This window comes from Streptococcus sp. CF8_Ac1-9, from assembly GCF_024295565.1.
GTDB lineage: Bacteria > Bacillota > Bacilli > Lactobacillales > Streptococcaceae > Streptococcus > Streptococcus parasanguinis_X.
Genome location: NZ_JANCOY010000002.1, coordinates 1 through 22203 on the forward strand (window position 1 = coordinate 1; position 22203 = coordinate 22203).

The window sequence follows — 22203 nt, forward strand, 5'->3', positions numbered from 1 at the left end:
ACACCTCCTGAAACTCCAGAATTCAATCCAGAAAAATATGTTCTAAACGAAAAAGAATTTGATTTGACTGGAACTTCATTATTAGATGATGATAAAGAGTTGGCAGACAAGTACGCAGATACCAATGAGAACCCATATGCGGACGATGCATCTAATAACGAAAAAGCGAATATCAATACTAAATCAGTTAAACCAGGTCAAAAACTTGTTTACCAAGTATGGTTGGATACAACTAAATTTGATGCAAACAACAAAGACCATATCCAATCAGTAGGAATCTCAGATGACTACGATGAAGCTAAAGTTGATGTTGATGGTTCAGCAATCAAAGCTTATGATGGTAAGACTGGTGCGGATGTAACAGCTAAATTCGATATCACTGTGAACAACGGTGTGATCACTGCAACCCTTAAAGATGGCTTCACTAAGTCACTTGGCGATGCAGAAAACACACAAGTGATCGACACAACTAAATTCGAATTCGGACGTTACTACAAGTTTGATATCCCAGCTACAGTGAAAGCTGACGTTGCAGGTGGAGTTGACATCGAAAACACTGCTGCTCAAGTAGTCAACTACTACAACCCAACTACTAAGAAAGTTGAAAAACCTGAAAAACCAACTGAAAAACGTGTCAACAGCGTGCCAGTTGAAGTGGAATTCAACTTTACTAAACGTATGGAAGGTCGTGAGCTTAAAGCCAATGAATTCAGCTTCGTTCTTAAAGATTCAGAAGGTAAGACTCTTGAAACTGTGAAGAACGATAAAGATGGTAACGTTAAGTTCTCTAAACTTGAGTTCAAGAAAGGTCAAGAAGGCGTACACAACTACACAGTAGAAGAAGTTAAAGGATCTGACGCAACCGTTACATACGACACCATGAAAGCGAATGTAACAGTCACAGTTTCACACGACGGAAAAGCTAAAGTTCTGATCGCGAAAGTTGGCGACATTGCGGATAAAGAATTTAACAACAAGGTGACTCCTCCAGAAACTCCAGAGTTCAACCCAGAGAAATACATCTTGAACGCTGAGAAATTCGACCTTACTGGTAAATCACTTCTTGATGATGATAAAGAATTGGCAGACAAGGTTGCGGAAACAAACGCAAATCCTTACGCTGATAAGGCTGACAATAATGAAGCAGCAAACATCAATACTAAGACAGTGAAACGTGGTGATAAGGTTGTTTACCAAGTATGGTTGGATACAACGAAATTCACTGAAGCGCACAACATCCAATCTGTTGGTGTTACTGATGACTACGAAGAAGACAAGCTTGACATCAATGTTGCAAACATCAAAGCTTACGACTCTGTAACAGGCGAAGATGTAACAGCTAAATTTGATATCAAGGTTGAAAACGGTGTGATCTCTGCAACTTCTAAAGCGGACTTGACTAAGTCACTTGGAGACGCAGAAAATACTCCAGTGATCGACACAACTAAGTTTGCGTTTGGACGTTACTACAAGTTCGACATCCCAGCAACAGTGAAAGATACTGTTAAGGGTGGTGCAGATATTGAAAACACTGCAGCTCAAATCGTTCACCAATACGATCCAACAAGCAAGACAGTGAAGAAACCAAACAAACCAACTGAAAAACGTGTTGTGAACATCCCTGTTTCAGTAGAATTCAACTTCACGAAACGTTTGGAAGGCCGTGAGCTTAAAGCTAACGAATTCAGCTTCGTTCTTAAGGATAAAGATGGTAAGACTCTTGAAACTGTGAAGAACGATGCATCTGGTAACGTTAAGTTCTCAGCTCTTGAATTCAAGAAAGGTCAAGAAGGAACTTACAACTACACTGTAGAAGAAGTCAAAGGAACTGATACAACCGTTACTTATGACACGATGAAAGCAGTTGTGACAGTTAAAGTTTCTCATGATGGAACTGCGAAAGCTCTCCTTACTAAGGTAACGGATCCAGCGGATAAAGAATTCAATAACACTGTTCGTCCTCCAGAAACTCCTGATTTCAATCCAGAGAAATACATCTTGAACGAATCTAAATTCGATCTTACAGGTGTGAAACTTCTCGATGATGATAACGAGTTAGAACATAAAGTTGCGGACACAAATGCCAACCCATATGCGGATGGTACTGCCAACAACGAAGCTCAAAACATCAATACGAAGACACTCAAGAAAGGTGATAAAGTATACTACCAAGTATGGTTGGATACAACTAAATTCACTGAAGCACACAATATTCAATCTGTTGGTGTTACAGATAAATATGATAGTGCGAACTTGACTGTCAACGGAGCTGATATTAAGGCATACGACTCTGTAACAGGAGAAGATGTAACAGCTAAGTTTGATATCAAGGTTGAAAACGGTGTGATTACTGCAACATCTAAAGCAGACTTGACTAAGTCACTTGGAGACGCAGAAAATACACAAGTGATCGACACAACTAAGTTGGCCTTTGGACGTTACTACAAGTTTGAAATTCCTGCAGAAATTAAACAATCTGCTCAAGATGGTGTGGACATTGAAAATACAGCTTCACAAATCGTACACCAATACGATCCAACTAAGAAGACTGTAGAAAAACCAGAAAAACCAACTGAAAAACGTGTAGTCAACATTCCAGTTAAGGTTCAATTCCAATTCACTAAGAAATTGGAAGGTCGTGCATTGAAGGCTGGTGAATTCAGCTTCGTTCTGAAGGACGAAAAAGGAAATGTGATCGAAACCGTAACCAATGATGCGGCTGGTAAGATCACCTTCTCAAATCTTGAATTCAAACGTGGTGAAGAAGGAACTCATCTCTACCATGTAGAAGAAATCCGTGGCACAGATTCTAGCATCGAATACGATAAGATGGTTGCCACTGTGGGTATTATGATTAACAAAGACGGTAAAGTATTGACGGCTATTACTCAGTTGCCAGAAGATACAGAGTTTAACAACACTGTTATTCCGCCAACAACACCGCCAAATACACCACCAACAACACCGCCAAATACACCACCAACAACACCACCGAATACACCGCCGACAACACCACCGAATACACCACCAACACCACCAACAACACCGCCAACACCACCAACGCCACCAACACCTACAACTCCTCCAGCTCCAGCACTTCCTGAAACTGGTGAAGAACAATCAGCATCTGCTGCATTGTTAGGTGCTGCACTTGGTATGGTTGGCCTTGCGGGACTTGCAAAACGCAAAAAACGCGAAGACTAAAATTGAGGTGACATCGACAAACTTGTTGATGAGGTGACAATTTTAGATCCAACAGGAAGAGGCTTTGCTCGAAAGAGCAAGGCCTCTTTGTTTGGTATTGGAAACTTAGAAAAACATGCATAAATGTGATGAAAAAGTTTCAGTAAAATTCTATATATTCATTTCATTCGGTTACTAGTTTCAGTAAAATTCCATTGACTTGAAGTAGAGAAAACAGTATACTAGTAAAGCAATTTGATCTTTCAAACTGCCGGCAACAAGGGGAATGAATCCACTTTGAATTGGGATACAGTAGGGTTTGGAGTGGTAGTACTTCACACCCTTATTGTCGTCAGTCACCCTCATAAAAGGGATCTAGACTCTGAATGAGTTGTATAAATATAAAAAAACTTCCTTGGAACAGAATTCCATAGGAAGTTTCTTTGTGTTTGGGATCTACTCTTGTTTCTTTTTGTAAGGGATAAGACTGGACAAACCTGCTAAGAGGCCAAGTCCAAGTAGGGCTAGCTGAGAGGTTTCTTCACCTGTTGCAGGTAGATGAGTTCCTTCTTGAGGGGTGTTAGGAACAACTTCAGGGAGTTCCTCTTTTTGGCTTGTTGTTTCAAGAGGTTTCTCCTCTTCTTTGTTAGAGAGAAGTGCTGATCCCTTTTCTTCATGAGCATCAGTCGTGTTTGCTTTTGTCACGGAAGGAAGAGGGCTGACTGTTTCTTCTTTTTCGGTTTCTGGGGATGGTTGTGGAGTAGGGATTTCTTTGACCTTGTAGGCAAAGATCAAGATGGTTGTTCCCACTTCTACGTTCCCAGTTTGTTCAGTTGCACCGATCCGTTCATAGATGTGGCCGTCGTAGGAGATTTCATCTGGTGCGCTAGCGACGTAATGGGTTCCATTGTCCACATTTGTTGCAACAGCAAGCTCTGGTTGCAATTCAGTGTTAGTATCTTGGATGACAAATCGCGCGATGACCGTTCCTGTAGCTAACTTGTAATCATAGATGACAGTTTTCATTCCCTTAGTGACTGTGCCACTTGGATCAGCAGAATCAGCACGGTGTCCAACTAGATGGTAGATACGACCATCTTTTGTGATTTCTGTTGGGGCCTCACTGGTGTACTTGGTGCCGAAATCTACCTCTGTAGCAAGGTCTTGCGCCTCTTGCAGATCAGTGTCGCCTCCCTCAGTGAGGAATCGTACTCTGACCGATCCTTTGGCGATAGCATAGGAAATAGCGGTATCAGCTGTTGGAGACTCAGGGCTTGGAAGAAGATAGCCTTTGGTTTCGTCAAGTGGATCCATAAGGTTTAAGACTTGTCCACGAGCATCTTTTGGCTCTAACCCTTCCACGTAAGGAAGGATGGTAGTAGGAGATGCGATGGCGGTTGGATTTGTGGGATCGTTTAGATAAGTGATCTCTTTTTGAGCATGAGCTGGTTCTTTACCAGTAGCATAGCTGATCCTATAAGCCCCGACTGGGCGATAGATGACCGTATCTGTGATATCTGCTGCATCAGCATGAATGCCAGTATGTTCTCCTGCTTTTGTCAGATCAGAAGAGGCGACATCAGTCGATTCTTCTGCTACGACAACATAGCCTTTTTTGACGGGATTTTCAAGAGCTGCAAAGCTTGTGCCGTCTTGAGCTGTCCAGTCTTCAAGCTGCGTCTCGCCTGTCACCAAATTGATGGTACCTTTGCGAGTGAAATGAAGGCTGTCAGTTTGATCAGCTATTCCTGCAGGCTGGCGGTTAGATCCATCCTGGTCCTCTGTCACATAGGTCACTGTACGTGTCACTGTTTCAGATAAATGATCCAGATCAGCCGTTGTTTGACCAGCTGGAGCTAGAGGAGTTGGATAGACACGCCCCTCGCTATCTCCTGGAACAACTTGACCTGCTTGGATGGGCTGTGTTGCAGAAAATTCCACAATTTTTGGTGCCAAGCGGACAATAAACTCTTGAACGCCATCTTCATTGGTGTTGGTAGCATCGCGGTCAAAGTTTGGTTGTCCGTCTGCATCGAAGCCATTCTCTACTAGTTCATAGCCTTTCTTCAAATAGTTGGCAATGGTTTCTTTTGTAGAGTAGTTGATCTTTTCACCTGTATGACCAACCAAGTCACTGGAACGTTCGAGCTCAACTCCGTTTTCGTCTTGATAAAGAACATGAGCGGCTTCATTGAGTCTGACGTAGAGCATATCCCATACATCTAGACTAGGAACATCGATAGCAGCCATCCATTGGCCAGCCCCTCCGTCATAATAAACATTTGCGCTTGTTTCCCGAAGCTTGATGTTGTATTTTCCTTCAACAGCATCAGGTGTTGCCCAGTAAATGCTGGCGTGTTCAGCCTGGTCTTTTGTGATTTTTCCGAGTGGAACAAAAGCTTGAATATTGGTCAATTTTTCGGTTGTATTCACAGAGCTGTTCCATTTGTTTTCAGTGATGCCGACCAAATTGATCAAGTGAGCAATCCGATCACCCGTCTTGGTTTCTTTTGTAATGGTATAAACGGTTCCAGGTTGAACCCCGTCAGCATTATCCAGGTTGGATCCGATGAAGTTGCCGTTTACCAGTACATTTGTATTGTCTACAATTCGACGAGTATCATGCGCCAAGGTGTCGCGCCCACGGAGAAGTTCTTGATAAGCAACGATGAATTCTTGGTAGTTGAATTCTGCATTGGCAAAGTCGGCATTGACTGGTAGGTTTTGATTGAGATACCATTCTGCTTGGATCACCCCAAAACCTTTAGCATCTTGAGAAGTATTGAGGGCTGCAGTCGTCATATGGTAACCACCGCTCGCTGCGATGATGGCATCTGTCAGCAATTCGTTGTCTTTGCTGAGGGTTGATGCATTTTTACCACGATGGGTATAGGCTGCGATGATAGGAGATTTCCCCTTGTATAAATCACGCATCCGTTCGGTGAGACGCGTCAAGGCTTGGTAGGTAGAGTCATAGGCAATGCTATCTCCCCAAACTTCCGCATAAGGTGCAGAGACATTGGTCTTTCCTAGTCGATCAGCATCTCCAGTAGAGATATCGTTGATCATGAAGTCATAGCCTTCTTTTTTGAGGGCCTCTGTTGCAGCTGTGGCTAGTTCTGGATAGTGTTCGCTCAAAGAGAAACCTTTTCCGGGTTCACTGACTTTTTCCACCCAGTTAGAGCCCATGGTATCCCCTTGCCATCCATCAAAATTGCCTTCTTTCATGGCTTTGGTCATGACTTCAATGATAAATTTTTGCCAATTTGGATCGCCTGGATCGAGAAATTGTTGGATATCGGTCGCTGTGACATCCCCCTTTTTACCAAAGTTAAAATGGTCTTCTAGATTGCGAACAACGGCGCTTTTCACTTCATTTGGAACCCCTTCTTCGAGGGAAACTGCGTAAATCATGTTATAGAGCATGGCTTTGGCACCAGTTGTATGGACATGAGCCACCAGCTCTTTGACTGCTTCTGTATCGATGACAGGTAAGTAAGACTTGCGCTTGTCAGGATCTGTTTCGCTATTTGGAATTAAGAAAGTCGCCCAGTCTTGAGTGAAACGTTCAACATTTGCTGGGAATGGGTTGGCAGGTGTATTGTAGACATCGTAGAAGAAATAGTTATTGATGTGCATATTGGCCAATTGGTCAATACTGTTCTTGTAGCCTTCTACCTGATCATTGGTGATGGAGTTGTGATTGTCTTTAGAGCCGGCAACCACCCCATAACGTGGGTAGATCGTCCAGTCATCTTCAACAGCAAGACCCGCTGCTTTATGAAAGGCTTGGGAGCCATCTGCTTTCTTACCAAGGACATCAACGATAAATCCAGCATTAGGTGAAAAGACAGTACTTGGAATTGTCAGTTCGCCACCTTCAACGTTTTTCTTTTCATAAATGACCTGATCTAAATGAGAGACAGTGACATCAGATGAAACCACTTCAGGGTTGTTGATAGAGATGCGGACGTCTTCCCCACTTTTATAAGTCGCTTTATCAAAGGTGACGTCGTTGGTGATTTTTGGAGTATTATAAGTAGTTGCTGGAGTTGCACTGACCGGTTGAGTGGCAGTTACAGTTGCTGTTGATTCCGATGGAGAAGAAGTTGCTTCCGTCGTAGCAACTTCCTCACTAGTAGTGGTAGGAGCACTGGTGTTGGTTGCTACTGGTTGAGCGGTTGCTGAAATCTCAGAAGTCGGATTGCTGTTGACCTCGTCAGCCATGGCAACAGAGCTTACCATCAAGGCTCCAAAAAGGGTAATCATAGAGACCAATGCCTTGTTGCGTTTGCGGAAATAGCCGTGCCCTTTTTCAGAGACACTATTTTTTTGTTGATTCATTTTTTTCTCCCACATACTGTTTGTATAGTTTGCTGAGGCTGGGACAAAAGTCCTAGCCTCTTAATTATTTTTGGATTGTCGAGCAAGACGCAGTGGTTGAGTGGGCTCTACTACGCTGATTTCATCAGCTTTTACAGCCCTACTCAACTGTGCGGAGGTGGGACGACGAAATCGAATTCTAACGAATTACCGATTTCTGTCCCACTCTCTATCGATGCCAATAAGTATACGACATTTCACTAGATAGTGTCAATTTAAGAATGAAAGCTAGCATGTAAACTTTCATGAAATTATTAGAAAACCGCACTAAATAAAGGTTTTTGATTCAGAAAAATGAACAAACGGAAAACGTTTGACACAAAATTTCCTCGCATTTAAAAAAAGGTACAAATTAGTGATAAAAGTAAATAGAGGAGAAATGCTTGTACAAACCTTATTACTAAAGGGAATCAGCAACAGCTCTTACGAGCCTTGGCTTACTTGGTGTGATCGCAACAGGCTTTGGTCTTACTCGAAAGAAAAAAGAAGACTAAGATTTTCTTTTAATCCTTAAAAAAAATCTCACGATTAAAAACCAGAAGGCACAACCTTTTGGTTTTTTTATAAAGCATGAAAAGGGAATTGATGACAATTTCCTATAGGTTCTCCTCCATATTTGTGATACAATTAAACTACTATTATCGAAGGGAGAAACTATGATTAATTCAATTGTTTCACAAGGTTTGATTTGGGCCATTTTAGGGTTAGGAATCTTTATGACGTTCCGAATTCTAGATTTTCCAGATATGACGACAGAAGGGTCCTTCCCGCTTGGAGGAGCGGTGGCGGTAACCTTGATTACCAAAGGGGTCAATCCACTCCTTGCGACGCTGGCTGCTATTGGAGCAGGATGCTTAGCGGGACTTGCGACGGGTCTTCTCTACACAAAAGGAAGAATCCCGACACTCTTGTCAGGGATCCTCGTGATGACATCTTGTAACTCGGTCATTCTCTTTGTCATGCAGCGGGCTAATCTGGGACTTTTGGGCTATAAAAAAATTCAGGAATTTCTTCCTTTTGCCAGTGGGTTCAATGAGATTCTGATTGGCTTGATTTTCGTAACGCTTGTGATCCTTGGTTTGATCTTCTTCTTGGATACACGCTTGGGTCAAGCCTATATTGCGACAGGGGACAATCCAGACATGGCCAAAAGTTTTGGGATCAACACTGACCGGATGGAATTGATGGGCTTGGTCATTTCAAATGGGATTATTGCTCTTTCTGGTGCACTGATGGCCCAACAAGAAGGCTATGCGGACGCTTCACGTGGGATTGGTGTCATCGTTATCGGGCTTGCCAGCCTCATTATTGGAGAGGTTCTCTTTTCAAATGTCACCTTGACAGAGCGCTTGCTCAGTATTGCAATCGGTTCAATCGCCTACCAATTTTTGATTTGGGCCGTGATTGCGCTTGGCATCAATACCAGCTATATCCGAATCTTCAGTGCCTTGATCTTGGCTATCTGTCTGATGATTCCAACCTTTAAGGGAAAAATCATGAAAGGAGCGAAACTCAGTAAATGACAGCAATTGTAGAATTAAAAAATGTAACCAAAGCTGTAAGCAATGGGATGAATGAAGAAAAAGTCATTCTGGATGATGTCTCCTTGGAAATTCGAGAGCATGATTTTATCACGATTTTAGGGGGCAATGGAGCTGGAAAATCAACCCTCTTTAATACCATTGCTGGGACACTTCCAGTTAGTAGCGGGAAGATCTATATTCTAGGGGAAGATGTGACCAACTACTCTCCTGAGAAGAGAGCTAAGTACCTATCTCGTGTCTTCCAAGATCCTAAAATGGGAACAGCGCCTCGTATGACAGTGGCAGAAAATCTCTTGGTAGCGAAGTTTCGTGGAGAAAAACGTGGTTTGATTCCGCGTCACTTGGCAAGCTATAAAGAAGAGTTTCAAACAGTTCTTGCTAAGATCGGCAATGGCTTGGAAAATCATATCGATACAGCAGTTGAGTTTCTATCAGGGGGGCAACGTCAAGCTTTGAGCTTGTTGATGGCGACACTAAAACGTCCAGAACTTTTGCTATTAGATGAACACACTGCAGCCTTGGATCCGAAAACCAGCCAGGCTCTGATGACCTTGACGGATGAGTTTGTGAAACAAGATGCTCTCACTGCCCTTATGATCACCCACCATATGGAAGATGCTTTGAAATATGGCAATCGCTTGATTGTGATGAAAGATGGACATATCGTCCAAGATCTCAATCAAGAAGAAAAAGCCCAAATGGCCATCGCAGACTACTATGAATTATTTGAGAAAGAATAAGATACAAAGCCCGTAAAATGCAAAGTGAAAATAGGGAGTAGGACAGAAGCGATATCGTTTATGGCGCTTACCCCCACAAGACTGATTAGGATTCTTCCGAACTGATCAAGCGAGAGAAGAGTTCAATCAGCTACTGTGCCTTGTCTACATGCTAAGCTAGAGAGCTTGTTCTCTAGCTTTTTCTCTTTCTAAAACACAAGTTACTGTTTATAAATATACGTCGTCCCTTCAATGACTGCCTTATACAACAAAAAAGCTTAGAAAGAGATCAGAAGAAAACCACATAAAAATAGGAACTAGTTTCAGCTGAAATCGCTTGCAATTACTCAGGTAGGTGAGTATAATATAGTTAGAAAGATGAAGAAGGGATTGATACCAATGCCTTATCGAGTTGAAATTTAGGTTACTTCGTTTTAGGCCTGTTTTGCTGATAGCTGTTCATGCTCTTATCGTAAAAGAGCAGTTATGTCGTGTGTGTCGGATCGGTTGGACGGTCGGGCAAGCCTGCTTAGTTTGTCCGGAGACATAAGAAAACGTGGAAATAGTAGGTAGAAGCTTTTTATAAAGGTTTTCAAACTTCAATGCGTCCAGTCGAAAACTAATCATTTGGATTTGGGATAGCAAAGAAAACCTCTGGTATTTTACACAAATACTATTAAATGAAATCAACATCATAAACATTGTTTTGTTAGCCAAAAGGTTAATTGCACCAAGTCAGTGAAGCAGACCAGGCCTCTAGTCCCGTAAGACTGGAGGCCATTTTTATAAAATACTCAGGAGGAGGTGAGAGTATGGGATTGTCGTATGCGCAAGAATATAGTTGTCGTGACCATTTTCGGCAAAGAGCTTTTGAGCGCTTTGGCGTAGATGATCAGCACTTGAATAAGTGGATCAACCAACACCTCTCCTCCCTCTCTCCTTATGATAGTAATGTGGTTCAACCCGCCAACACAGAAGCCTATGTAGCCAGTGATGGCGTCATCTTTGTCTGCAATATCAAAAGTCGGGAGTTTATCACCTGTTTTAAGGCGGTTAATTACCAAGAATCTAAGGATGAAGAGGAAGCTTATACGAACATTCACGAAAACAATGTCGCTTCCTTCAAAAAAGATGTGAACCACCTAGTCAATCGCTACCGACTCAAGGAAGCCAAAGAGCTGTTTGAAAACATTGGGGAGGACTTGGATGACTTTTATCGCCTGTCCCAAGCGGTCAAGAACGGCCAATTGAGCGAGCGAAATAGTAAGCGCCTAGAGGAATTGTTAGGCAAGTTTCATGTGATCAAGGCAGCTATGCGGATCATTGAAAATAAACGGGGAGATTACCATCTTTAGGGTCTTTTCCCCCTAAAAATAGGCGCCTAGAAGCCCTCTCATCTACTTCAGATGAGAGGACTTTTTTGCTGTGGAAAGCTTTTTGAAAAAAAGAGAAAAAAATTGTATAATAGAGTGGATATGCAAGTATTTGCAAAGCTGTAATTCGACTTGGGCAACCAAGGACCGTAAGTATTAAAATAATCACACTAAAGGAGACAACAGTGAGTAGTATTAAATTAGTCACTCTTGGCGGTGTTCGAGAAAATGGGAAAAATCTCTACGTTGCCGAAGTGAACGATTCGATTTTTGTCTTGGATGCAGGTTTGAAGTATCCAGAAAATGAGCAACTTGGGGTGGATGTCGTTATCCCCAACATGGATTATCTATTTGAAAACAAGGACCGCATTGCGGGTGTTTTCTTGACCCACGGTCATGCGGATGCCATTGGGGCCTTGCCTTATCTTTTGGCGGAAGCGAAAGTCCCTGTATTCGGGACAGAATTGACCATTGAGTTGGCTAAACTCTTTGTGAAAAGCAATGACAGTGTGAAGAAATTCAACGACTTCCATGTTATTGATCAAAATTCTGAGATTGATTTTGGCGATGCCGTCGTGTCTTTCTTTCAAACAACCCACTCCATCCCTGAAAGTATCGGGATTGTGATTGGCACTCCTGAGGGCAATATCGTCTACACAGGAGACTTTAAATTTGACCAAACTGCCAGCGAGTCATACGCGACAGACTTTGCTCGTCTAGCTGAGATTGGACGCGAAGGCGTGCTCGCTCTCTTGAGTGATTCGGCCAATGCGGATAGTAATATTCAAGTTGCCAGTGAGCAAGAAGTAGGCGATGCCATCTTAGATACGATTGCAGACTGGGATGGTCGTGTCATCGTAGCTGCGGTAGCCAGCAACCTTTCTCGGATCCAGCAGGTCTTTGATGCTGCGGCTGAGACTGGCCGTCGAGTGGTCTTGACAGGGTTTGATGTGGAAAACATCGTCCGCACAGCTATTCGCTTGAACAAATTGTCTCTTGCCAACGAAAAACTCTTGATCAAGCCAAAAGAAATGAGCCGTTTTGAAGATCATGAATTGATCATTTTGGAAACAGGCCGGATGGGTGAGCCGATCAACGGTTTGCGCAAGATGTCTATTGGCCGTCACCGTTATGTGGAAATCAAAGATGGGGACTTGGTCTACGTTGTCACAACACCATCTATTGCTAAAGAAGCTGTGGTGGCTCGTGTGGAAAACATGATCTACCAAGCAGGTGGCATTGTCAAATTGATCACGTCAAGCTTGCGCGTGTCTGGTCACGGAAACGCACGGGACTTGCAGTTGATGATCAACCTTCTTCGTCCTAAATACCTCTTCCCGATCCAAGGGGAATACCGCGAATTGGATGCCCATGCACGAGTAGCGATGGAAGTCGGTATCTTGCCTGAAAATATCTTTATTCCAAAACGCGGCACTGTGATGGAGTACGAAAAGGGGGACTTCGTCCCTGCCGGTAGCGTCTCAGCTGGAGATGTCATGATCGATGGGAATGCCATTGGTGATGTGGGCAATATCGTCCTTCGTGACCGCAAGGTCTTGTCAGAAGACGGGATCTTTATCGTGGCGCTCACCGTGAATCGCAAAGAGAAGAAGATTATTTCCAAAGCGCGCGTGCACACCCGTGGTTTTGTCTATGTCAAGAAGAGTCGGGATATTCTTCGTGAAAGTTGCGAATTGGTCAACCAAAGCGTTGAAGACTATTTGGCGCAAGACAGCTTTGACTGGGGTGAGTTAAAAGGTTTGGTACGCGACAACTTGTCTAAGTTCTTATTTGAACAAACCAAACGCCGTCCAGCCATCCTACCAGTCGTGATGGAAGTAAAATAATAGAAGAAATGGAAACGCTTGGCGGCCGAAGGCTTGCCGAGTGTTTTTAACAGTAGAAAGAGGAAATCAAATGGCAGTTATGCAGATTGAGTATTATTCAGAAGCCTTGAAGATGGAGTGGGGCGTGTCCGTCCTTTATCCCGATGCATCGCGCGTGGAAGATCCAGCGGATACGGATATTCCGGTCCTTTATCTCTTGCACGGGATGAATGGCAACCACCACTCTTGGTTGAAGCGGACTAATGTGGAGCGCATTTTGCGAAATACCAATCTGATCGTGGTCCTGCCTAATACCAATAATGGCTTTTACACAGATACCCAGTATGGCTACAACTACTACACGGCCATTGCGGAGGAATTGCCAGCGACTCTTTCTCGCTTCTTCCCTAATATGACCAAGAAACGGGAGAAGACCTTTATTGCTGGCCTATCCATGGGCGGCTATGGATCAATGCTCTTGGCTCTCAAGACAAATCGTTTCTCCCATGCGGCTAGTTTTTCCGGTGCTCTGAGTTTCCACGATCGGGATTTTGAAAACAATGACTTGGAACAACCAGCTTTTTGGAAGGGGATCTTTGGAGAGATTGAGGATTGGACGACCAGTCCCTACTCGCTAGAGACTGCTGCCAAGAAGTTTTCAGATAAGAAGACCAAACTCTGGATCTGGTGTGGGGAGCAGGATTTCCTTTATGAGGCCAATAATTTTGAAGTCAAGGAACTAGAAAAGTTAGGTTTGGATGTCACCTATACCCACAGCCCAGGTAAGCACGAATGGTTCTACTGGGAACGTGAGTTGGAGCACTTTTTACAAACCCTACCAATCGACTTTGAATTGGAAGAACGGTTAAAATAAGATACAAAGGGCGTAGCGGATACAGTCAAAATAGGGAGTAGGACAGAAGCGATATCATTTATAAACGCTTCGTCGTCCTACCCCCACAAGGCTGATTAGGTATTCTTCTGAGCTTAGAAAGCGACAGAAGAATCCAATCAGCTACTGTGTCTTGAATTAATTGCTATTCAGCTTGCGTTTTTTGACACAATCCGCAGCCCGTGTTCGTTTAATAAGATACCAATAGATTAGATATCAGTCAGAGCATTTGTTCTGGCTTTTTTCATATATATAGCAAGAAAGGCTAGAAAGGTCACTTATTCATTTCAGTCCTGCTTTCTTTGTGGTATAATAGGAACGATTGAAAAATGAGCTAGAAATAGCGAACAAGATAAGAGGAGAGAAATATGGCAAAAGATATTCGTGTGCGTTATGCACCAAGTCCAACAGGGCTACTACACATCGGAAATGCTCGTACAGCATTGTTTAACTACTTGTATGCGCGTCACCATGGTGGAACCTTTATCATCCGTATCGAGGATACAGACCGCAAACGTCACGTCGAAGACGGCGAACGTTCACAGCTTGAAAACCTTCGTTGGTTGGGCATGGACTGGGATGAAAGCCCAGAGACGCATGAAAACTACCGCCAGTCTGAACGTTTGGAACTCTATCAAAAATACATTGACCAACTCTTGGCCGAAGGAAAAGCCTACAAATCTTACGTCACTGAAGAAGAGTTAGCGGCTGAACGTGAACGCCAAGAAACTGCAGGTGAAACACCTCGCTACATCAACGAATACCTTGGCATGAGCGAAGAAGAAAAAGCAGCTTATATCGCAGAACGTGAAGCAGCGGGTGTGATTCCAACAGTTCGTTTGGCAGTGAATGAGTCTGGTATCTACAAGTGGCATGATATGGTCAAAGGCGATATCGAGTTTGAAGGTGGCAATATCGGTGGTGACTGGGTCATCCAGAAGAAAGATGGCTACCCAACTTACAACTTTGCTGTTGTCATCGATGACCACGACATGCAAATCTCTCACGTGATCCGTGGAGACGACCACATTGCTAACACCCCAAAACAGCTCATGGTCTATGAAGCCCTTGGTTGGGAAGCACCAGAATTCGGTCACATGACACTTATCATCAATTCTGAAACTGGTAAGAAATTGTCTAAACGTGATACGAATACCCTTCAATTTATCGAAGATTACCGTAAGAAGGGCTACCTTCCAGAAGCAGTCTTTAACTTCATCGCTCTTCTTGGTTGGAACCCTGGTGGGGAAGACGAAATCTTCTCTCGCGAAGAACTTATCCAGCTCTTTGATGAAAACCGCCTCAGCAAGTCTCCAGCGGCCTTCGACCAAAAGAAAATGGACTGGATGAGCAATGAATATATCAAGAATGCAGATCTTGCGACTATCTTTGAAATGGCCAAACCATTCCTCGAAGAGGCAGGACGTTTGACAGACAAGGCTGAGAAATTGGTGGAACTTTACAAACCACAAATGAAGTCAGTGGACGAAATTGTTCCATTGACAGACCTCTTCTTCTCAGACTTCCCAGAATTGACAGAAGCTGAGAAAGAAGTCATGGCTGGTGAAACCGTGCCGACTGTACTTGAAGCCTTCAAAGCGAAATTGGAAGCCATGTCAGACGATGAGTTTGTGGCAGAAAATATTTTCCCACAAATCAAAGCGGTTCAAAAAGAAACTGGGATCAAAGGGAAGAATCTCTTTATGCCAATCCGTATCGCCGTTTCAGGTGAAATGCATGGTCCTGAATTGCCAGATACCATCTACTTGCTTGGACGCAAAAAATCCATCCAACACATTGAAAACATGTTGGAAAAAATCAGATAATTATCAGAAAAGTCCCTATTAAATGGGGCTTTTTGTTTTACCTCTAAAGTAAAAGTATTATAGGATTTTTCAAAAAATTGCCCCGGTTTGACAAATTGATCCTACTGAAAACGATTTTATTACTATCTAAAACAAAAATTATAAAAAAATAGCAATAATTAAGGATAATTGCTTCCAAAAATCGACAGATTAGTCTATAATGTTAGGGAAATAAAAAAAGTAATAAGGAGACAGAAATGTTTTTTAAACGTTCGAACGGTGAATTCCGTGAAACAGATCGTGTGACTCGTTTCAAATTGATCAAATCAGGTAAAAACTGGTTGCGTGCTGCGACTTCTAACTTTGGTCTTTTGAAAGTCATTCGCGGTCAAGTCGAAGAGACTGTTGTAGCTGAAGTGCGTGAAGACGCAGTATCAGTGAAAGAAATGACAAGCCGTGGCTTGCTCAAAGGGATTGTAGCAGCTGGGGCTGTTTTTGGTGCAGCTACAGTAGCAAACACTGCTAAAGCTGATGAAATTGGATCAGATGTTGCAACTGCATCTGAGCTTTCAAGTGAAGCTCTTGTAGAACAAGGAAGTACAGTACTTGGTACAACTTCAACAACAGAATCTCAGTCTGAATCAACAACAGAATCAACAACTGAGTCAACAACAGAATCAGCTAGCGCTTCTGCATCTGCAAGTGCTTCAACCTCTACAAGCGTATCTGTATCTCACTCAGCTTCATTGAGCGAACAAGGTTCAGCAGAACTTTCAGCAGCTTCAAGCGAATCAACTGTAGCAGCTGGCTCTGAAGCAAGTGTAGAAAGCACTACAACAGTAGCGAAAGCTGATGATAAAGTTGTTTTGGAACAAAACACTTCAGAAGCAGCATTGTTGAACAAGATTGCAGGAGACTACTCAGCAACTGTTTCAGCTCCAGAAAAGAAAGCAGCACTTGAAGCTGCTATCGCTAAAGTTCAAACAGAATTGACAGCAAGCAACAGCTTGATCAACGCTAATGCTTCAGCTCAATCATACGCAGACCAACGCGAACGTTTGAGCAAGTCAGTAGATGACATGATGGCAACCTTGACTGCAGCAGGATTTACTGGAAACACAACAGTAAACGGCGCTCCAGCAATTTCAGCACAGTTGGATGCTATCTCTACTTCTAACACGCTTGCAGCAGGTGTTGACGCAACTCCAGGAATGGACGATGCCAATGGAGCGACACTTACTGATAAAGCGACTACAATTCCTTCAGGTTACTCAGCTGACCCAGCCTCAGATCGTTTGACATTCGGTGTTTGGAACCTTAAATCTTACAACCAAGCTTATAACACAAATTACTATGTAACTTTGTCAGTTGATAAGACAACAAGCACAAACAATCCTGATGTTTATGTTCGTTTGGTAGACAAGAATACAGGAAGCGAAGTTGCAAATACAACATTGACTTCAGCTAACTCTGGTAAAGAAGTAAACCTTGGTAATCTTTCATCTAATACATACTACCCATATTTTGTATACAATGCTTCAACCGATGGTGGTTCTGCAAGTGTTGATGTGATTATCAAAAAGAATGAAGATGTTGCATTCGCTAATACTACAGAACAAGTATACGACTACTTGACACCTGCCAACCAAGGTGAGACTAAACCAAACGTACAAATCGGTGTACCATCAACTAAGATGAATCAAACAACTCACTATAAAGTAGTTGATACAACCTCATCAACTTATGATGCGTCACGCTCTTCAGCAGATACAACAACTCAAAGCTATAAACCAACTGGTAATGAAACAGAACTTGCTTCATATACACAGACAGGTATCCAAGGTCAAAACTATACAGCTTCAAACCCACGTTCATTTGAAGGTTATGTTTTGTACCAACAAGCTGATTCATCAACTACATCTGGTGAACTTGGGAACTCTGTAGGTACTAAGTACGCTGAGTTAAAGGGAACTCGTGCTCATTATTACGTTAAACGTATTCGTGAAGTAGTAGCTAACGATGGTTCAACAGTAACTAAGATCTATGTATTGGATCCATCAGCTGTATCTACATTCAATGAGTCAACTATGGCTAACAATACAGATACTAATGGTTACACCCTTGTTTACACTACTCCAGTGATTAAAGCAGGTGAGAAGTATATTCCTTCTGCAACAAATATGGAAACAGATAAAGTACTTGTAAATAGTAAGAATGGTGATTACCAATTGTCTGTTTCTCCATGGCATAATCCTGATAAGCCAGATGAAGGTCTTGTTTACATTACAGGTTGGTATGCAAAAGGTCATTATAACGAAGCAGATTACATGTTTACGGATGAACCGAAAGGAACTGCAAACTCAGCAACTGGTGGTAATACACAAAACGTTATCGGTGGTCGTACGAAGTATGCCTTGTTAGCTGATGGTAAGACAATTAAGACTGATTCATCAGGTAATCCAGTGAAGACAACAGGTGGATTTGGTAACCAATTCTCAATTCCAGCTGCTAATGAAAAACCATCTGGTGATACAGTACACTACTACAAGAAGACAGACGAAAAAGGGAATGTTTACGTTCACTATAAAGATACTGAAGGAACAACTATTAAAGCTTCAGTAACAGATGAAAATCAACAACCTATCAATAAACACTATGATACAGTAGAAGATAATCGTCCAGCTACAATTGAGTACAATGGTAAAACTTACGAGTTGGTACCAGCAGGTACATATACTGTTGGTGAAGTTGACTCAGATGGTCACCTAAAATCTTCAGATGATATTACAGGTTCAGTTGCTAAACAAGATAAAAATGTAACCTATATCTATAAAGTGAAAGAAACACCAAAAGAAGGTGAAGTTGTTATCACTTATGTAGATACGAAAGGTAACGAAATCCAAAAATCTCGTCAAGATACACCTAAATCACCATATGACACACCATATGATACAACTGAAAAAGGTGAAAAACCAAATATCATCAAGACAACTGATGGTAAGACCTATAAAATTGTTCCTAAAGGTGATTACCCAGTAGGAGGTGTTGATGAAAATGGTCATTTGAAATCTTCAGATCCTATTACTGGTAAAGTTGACAAACCAAAATCTACCATTACTTACGTTTATGAAGAAGTTGGAAGTGTCTTTGTTCATTATAAAGATATTAACGGAAATACGATCATGGGATCTGTTATTGATGAGCAAGATCAACCACTTGAGAAGGATTATGATACTGTAGTAGATAATCGTCCTAAAGAAATTAAGTTCGAAGGTAAGACTTACGAACTTGTAGAAGCTGGTAATTACCCAGTAGGTCAAGTTGACAGCCAAGGTCACTGGACAGGTGATGATGATACGACTGGTAAAGTGGCTTCAGGTGAGAAGAATGTTACTTATATCTATAAGTTGAAAGTGGAATCACAATCAGATTCAGGTTCAAATTCAGCATCAGCATCAACATCAGCTTCACAATCATTATCAGAAGTTGTATCTAACTCACAGTCTGTATCAGAACAAGCTTCTACATCATTGTCTGAATCAGCTTCTACATCATTGAGCCAATCAGCTGTTGAATCAGCAAGTGTGTCTGCGAGTCAATCATCGTCATTGAGTACGTCAGCGCAAGAATCAGCTTCTGTATCAGCTAGTCAATCAGCGTCATTGAGCACATCGGCTTCAGCATCAGCAAGCGTATCAGCAAGTCAATCAGCATCATTGAGCGCATCGGCTTCAGCATCAGCAAGCGTATCAGCAAGTCAATCAGCATCATTGAGCACATCGGCTTCAGCATCAGCTTCTGTATCAGCAAGTCAATCAGCATCATTGAGCACATCGGCATCAGAATCAGCATCAGTATCTGCGAGCCAATCAGCATCATTGAGCACATCAGCGTCTGAATCAGCATCAGTATCTGCGAGCCAATCAGCGTCATTGAGCGAATCAGCTTCTGAATCAGCATCAGTATCTGCGAGCCAATCAGCATCATTGAGCGAATCAGCTTCTGCATCTGAATCAGCATCGCAATCTATTTCAGAATCACAATCAGCTTCAACAAGCCAATCAGTTTCTGAATCAACATCAGCGTCTGAGTCAGCATCAGTATCAGCTTCAACATCAACGTCTGAATCTGTTTCAGCATCTGAGTCAGCGTCAGCGTCATTGAGCGCATCAGCATCTGAGTCAGCATCAGTATCAGCAAGCCAATCAGCATCATTGAGCACATCGGCTTCAGCATCAGCATCTACTTCAGCAAGCCAATCAGCGTCATTGAGCGCATCAGCATCTGAGTCAGCATCAGTATCAGCAAGCCAATCAGCATCATTGAGCACATCGGCTTCAGCATCAGCATCAGTATCTGCTAGTCAATCAGCGTCATTGAGCACATCAGCTTCTGAATCAGCATCAGTATCTGCTAGCCAATCAGCATCATTGAGCACATCGGCATCAGCATCAGCATCAGTATCTGCAAGCCAATCAGCATCATTGAGCACATCGGCTTCAACATCGCTTTCTACATCTGTATCACAATCAGCATCTAATTCTTCATCAAATTCTGAAAGTGAAACACCTAAACAAGGTGAAGTAATCATCACTTATGTAGATACAAAAGGTAAAGTGATTAAAGATCCTCGTCAAGATACACCAAACTCACCATATGATACTCCATATAACACAACTGAGGAAGGTGAAAAACCTAACACAATCAAGACTCCAGATGGTAAGACATACAAGATCGTACCAAAAGGTGATTACCCAGTAGGTAAAGTTGACGGTGACGGACACCTTGAATCATCTGATCCAATTAAAGGTAAAGTTGATAAACCTAAATCAACTATCACTTACGTTTATAAAGAAGTGAAGGGTAACGTATACGTTCACTATGTTGACGTCAATGGTAACAAGATCAAAGAATCAGTAACTGACGAAAAAGATCAACCAGTTGATAAGGACTACGATACAGTAGTAGACAACCGTCCAAGCACGATCGAGTTCCAAGGTAAGACATACGAATTGGTACCAGCTGGTAACTACCCAGTAGGTAAAGTCGACGATCAAGGTCACTGGACAGGTGATGATGCTACAACTGGTAAAGTTGCTGAAGAAGATACGAACGTAACATATGTCTACCAATTGAAAGAAGATCCAACGAAACCTAAAGAAGGTGACGTCATCATCACTTACGTAGACGAAAATGGTAAAGAAATTCAAAAACCTCGTCAAGACACACCAAACTCACCATATGACACACCATATAACACAACTGAGGAAGGTGAAAAACCTAATACTATCAAGACTCCAGACGGTAAGACTTACAAGATCGTACCGAAAGGTGACTACCCAGTAGGTAAAGTTGATGGCGATGGACACTTAGAATCATCTGATCCAATTAAAGGTAAAGTTGATAAACCACGTTCAATCATCACTTACGTTTACAAAGAAGTGAAGGAAGAACCAACTCAACCTAAGGGTAGCGTATACGTACACTACAAAGATACTGAAGGTAACACCATTAAAGAATCAGTAACAGATGAGTTAGACCAACCAGTAGGTAAAGACTACAACACTGTTGAAGACAACCGTCCACAATACATTAGATTCGAAGGTAAAACTTACGAAATCGTACCAGTCGGAAACTACACAGTTGGTAAAGTAGATACTCAAGGTCACCTTGAATCAACAGACCCAACAACTGGTAAAGTGGTTGAAGGACGTAAAGACGTTACTTACATCTACAAACTTGTCGAAGAACCTGTACAACCTAAGGGTAATGTATACGTTCACTATGTAGATGAAAATGGTAACACGATCAAGACTTCAGTAGTGGATGAAAAAGACCAACCAGTAGGTAAAGACTACGATACAGTTGTGGATAACCGTCCTAAGACAATCACAACTGCAGATGGTAAAGTCTATGAATTGGTACCACAAGGTAACTACCCAGTAGGTAACGTTGACGGTGAAGGTCACTTGACAACAACTGACCCAACAACTGGTAAAGTTATCGAAGGTGATAAGAACGTTACTTATGTTTACAAACTTGTGAAGACTCCAAACGTTCCAACACCAAACACTCCAGTGCCACCAACTCCAACACCAAATACTCCGGTGCCACCAACTCCAACACCAAATACTCCGGTAGATCCAACACCTAATAAACCAATGGATCCAACACCAAACACACCGGTAGATCCAACACCTAATACACCAGTGAACCCAGTTCCTGAGCAACCAGCTAAACCAGCTCCAGCTCTTGAACAACTTCCAAATACTGGTGAAACAGGATCTGTAGCTTCAGCTCTTCTTGGAGCAGTTGCAGGGGTTGCAGGGGTTGTAGCACTTGGAAACCGCAAAAAAGAAGATGAAAAATAATCTTCTACCCTAATTTGATTCGGTCATTTCAGGTATGTGGGAAATGAAAAAGGATCCAAAAAGAGAACCTCCGGGTTCTCTTTTTGTGTGCTGTTTTTTATGTTAAA

9 protein-coding genes and 1 pseudogene are annotated in these 22203 nt (G+C 42.4%); 9 read left to right on the forward strand and 1 reads right to left on the reverse strand.

Going from position 1 to position 22203, the window contains the following annotated elements; translation table 11 throughout:
* On the forward strand, positions 1 to 3204 hold a 3204-nt coding region (locus tag NML76_RS03590; protein ID WP_254732718.1), incomplete at its 5' end, for an SspB-related isopeptide-forming adhesin.
* Positions 3205 to 3639: 435 nt separating this feature from the next.
* Here NML76_RS03590 and NML76_RS03595 read toward each other — a convergent pair.
* A complete protein-coding gene (locus NML76_RS03595; RefSeq protein WP_254732720.1) occupies positions 3640 to 7527 on the reverse strand; it encodes a glycoside hydrolase family 66 protein in 3888 nt (1295 codons plus the stop codon).
* Between the two features lie 458 nt (positions 7528 to 7985).
* On the opposite strand from NML76_RS03595, the pseudogene NML76_RS10255 reads away from it, so the two are divergent.
* The 8 genes and pseudogenes from NML76_RS10255 to NML76_RS10220 all read left to right on the forward strand — a co-directional run.
* A pseudogene (locus NML76_RS10255) lies at positions 7986 to 8060 on the forward strand (LPXTG cell wall anchor domain-containing protein); the annotation flags it as partial.
* Positions 8061 to 8222: 162 nt separating this feature from the next.
* Positions 8223 to 9089, forward strand: a complete 867-nt coding sequence (locus NML76_RS03600; RefSeq protein ID WP_003008955.1) for an ABC transporter permease — start codon at positions 8223 to 8225, stop codon at positions 9087 to 9089.
* Entirely contained in the window at positions 9086 to 9850 is a 765-nt protein-coding gene (locus tag NML76_RS03605) for an ABC transporter ATP-binding protein (RefSeq protein ID WP_021154011.1), read from the forward strand. The genes NML76_RS03600 and NML76_RS03605 overlap by 4 nt, the downstream gene beginning before the upstream one ends.
* A gap of 791 nt (positions 9851 to 10641) precedes the next feature.
* Positions 10642 to 11184: a hypothetical protein gene (locus tag NML76_RS03610; protein WP_045759961.1), complete on the forward strand. Its 543-nt coding sequence runs from the start codon at positions 10642 to 10644 to the stop codon at positions 11182 to 11184.
* Between the two features lie 203 nt (positions 11185 to 11387).
* A complete protein-coding gene (locus NML76_RS03615; RefSeq protein ID WP_003008950.1) occupies positions 11388 to 13049 on the forward strand; it encodes a ribonuclease J in 1662 nt (553 codons plus the stop codon).
* 70 nt (positions 13050 to 13119) lie between these two features.
* Positions 13120 to 13902: an alpha/beta hydrolase family protein gene (locus tag NML76_RS03620; protein WP_045759960.1), complete on the forward strand. Its 783-nt coding sequence runs from the start codon at positions 13120 to 13122 to the stop codon at positions 13900 to 13902.
* A gap of 386 nt (positions 13903 to 14288) precedes the next feature.
* Complete coding sequence (gene gltX, locus NML76_RS03625; protein WP_045759959.1) at positions 14289 to 15746, forward strand: glutamate--tRNA ligase; 1458 nt, start codon at positions 14289 to 14291, stop codon at positions 15744 to 15746.
* Positions 15747 to 15982: 236 nt separating this feature from the next.
* Positions 15983 to 22096 carry an accessory Sec-dependent serine-rich glycoprotein adhesin gene (locus NML76_RS10220; protein WP_302851180.1) on the forward strand — a complete coding sequence of 2038 codons (6114 nt, stop codon included), beginning with the start codon at positions 15983 to 15985 and terminating at the stop codon, positions 22094 to 22096.
* Positions 22097 to 22203: the final 107 nt, after the last annotated feature.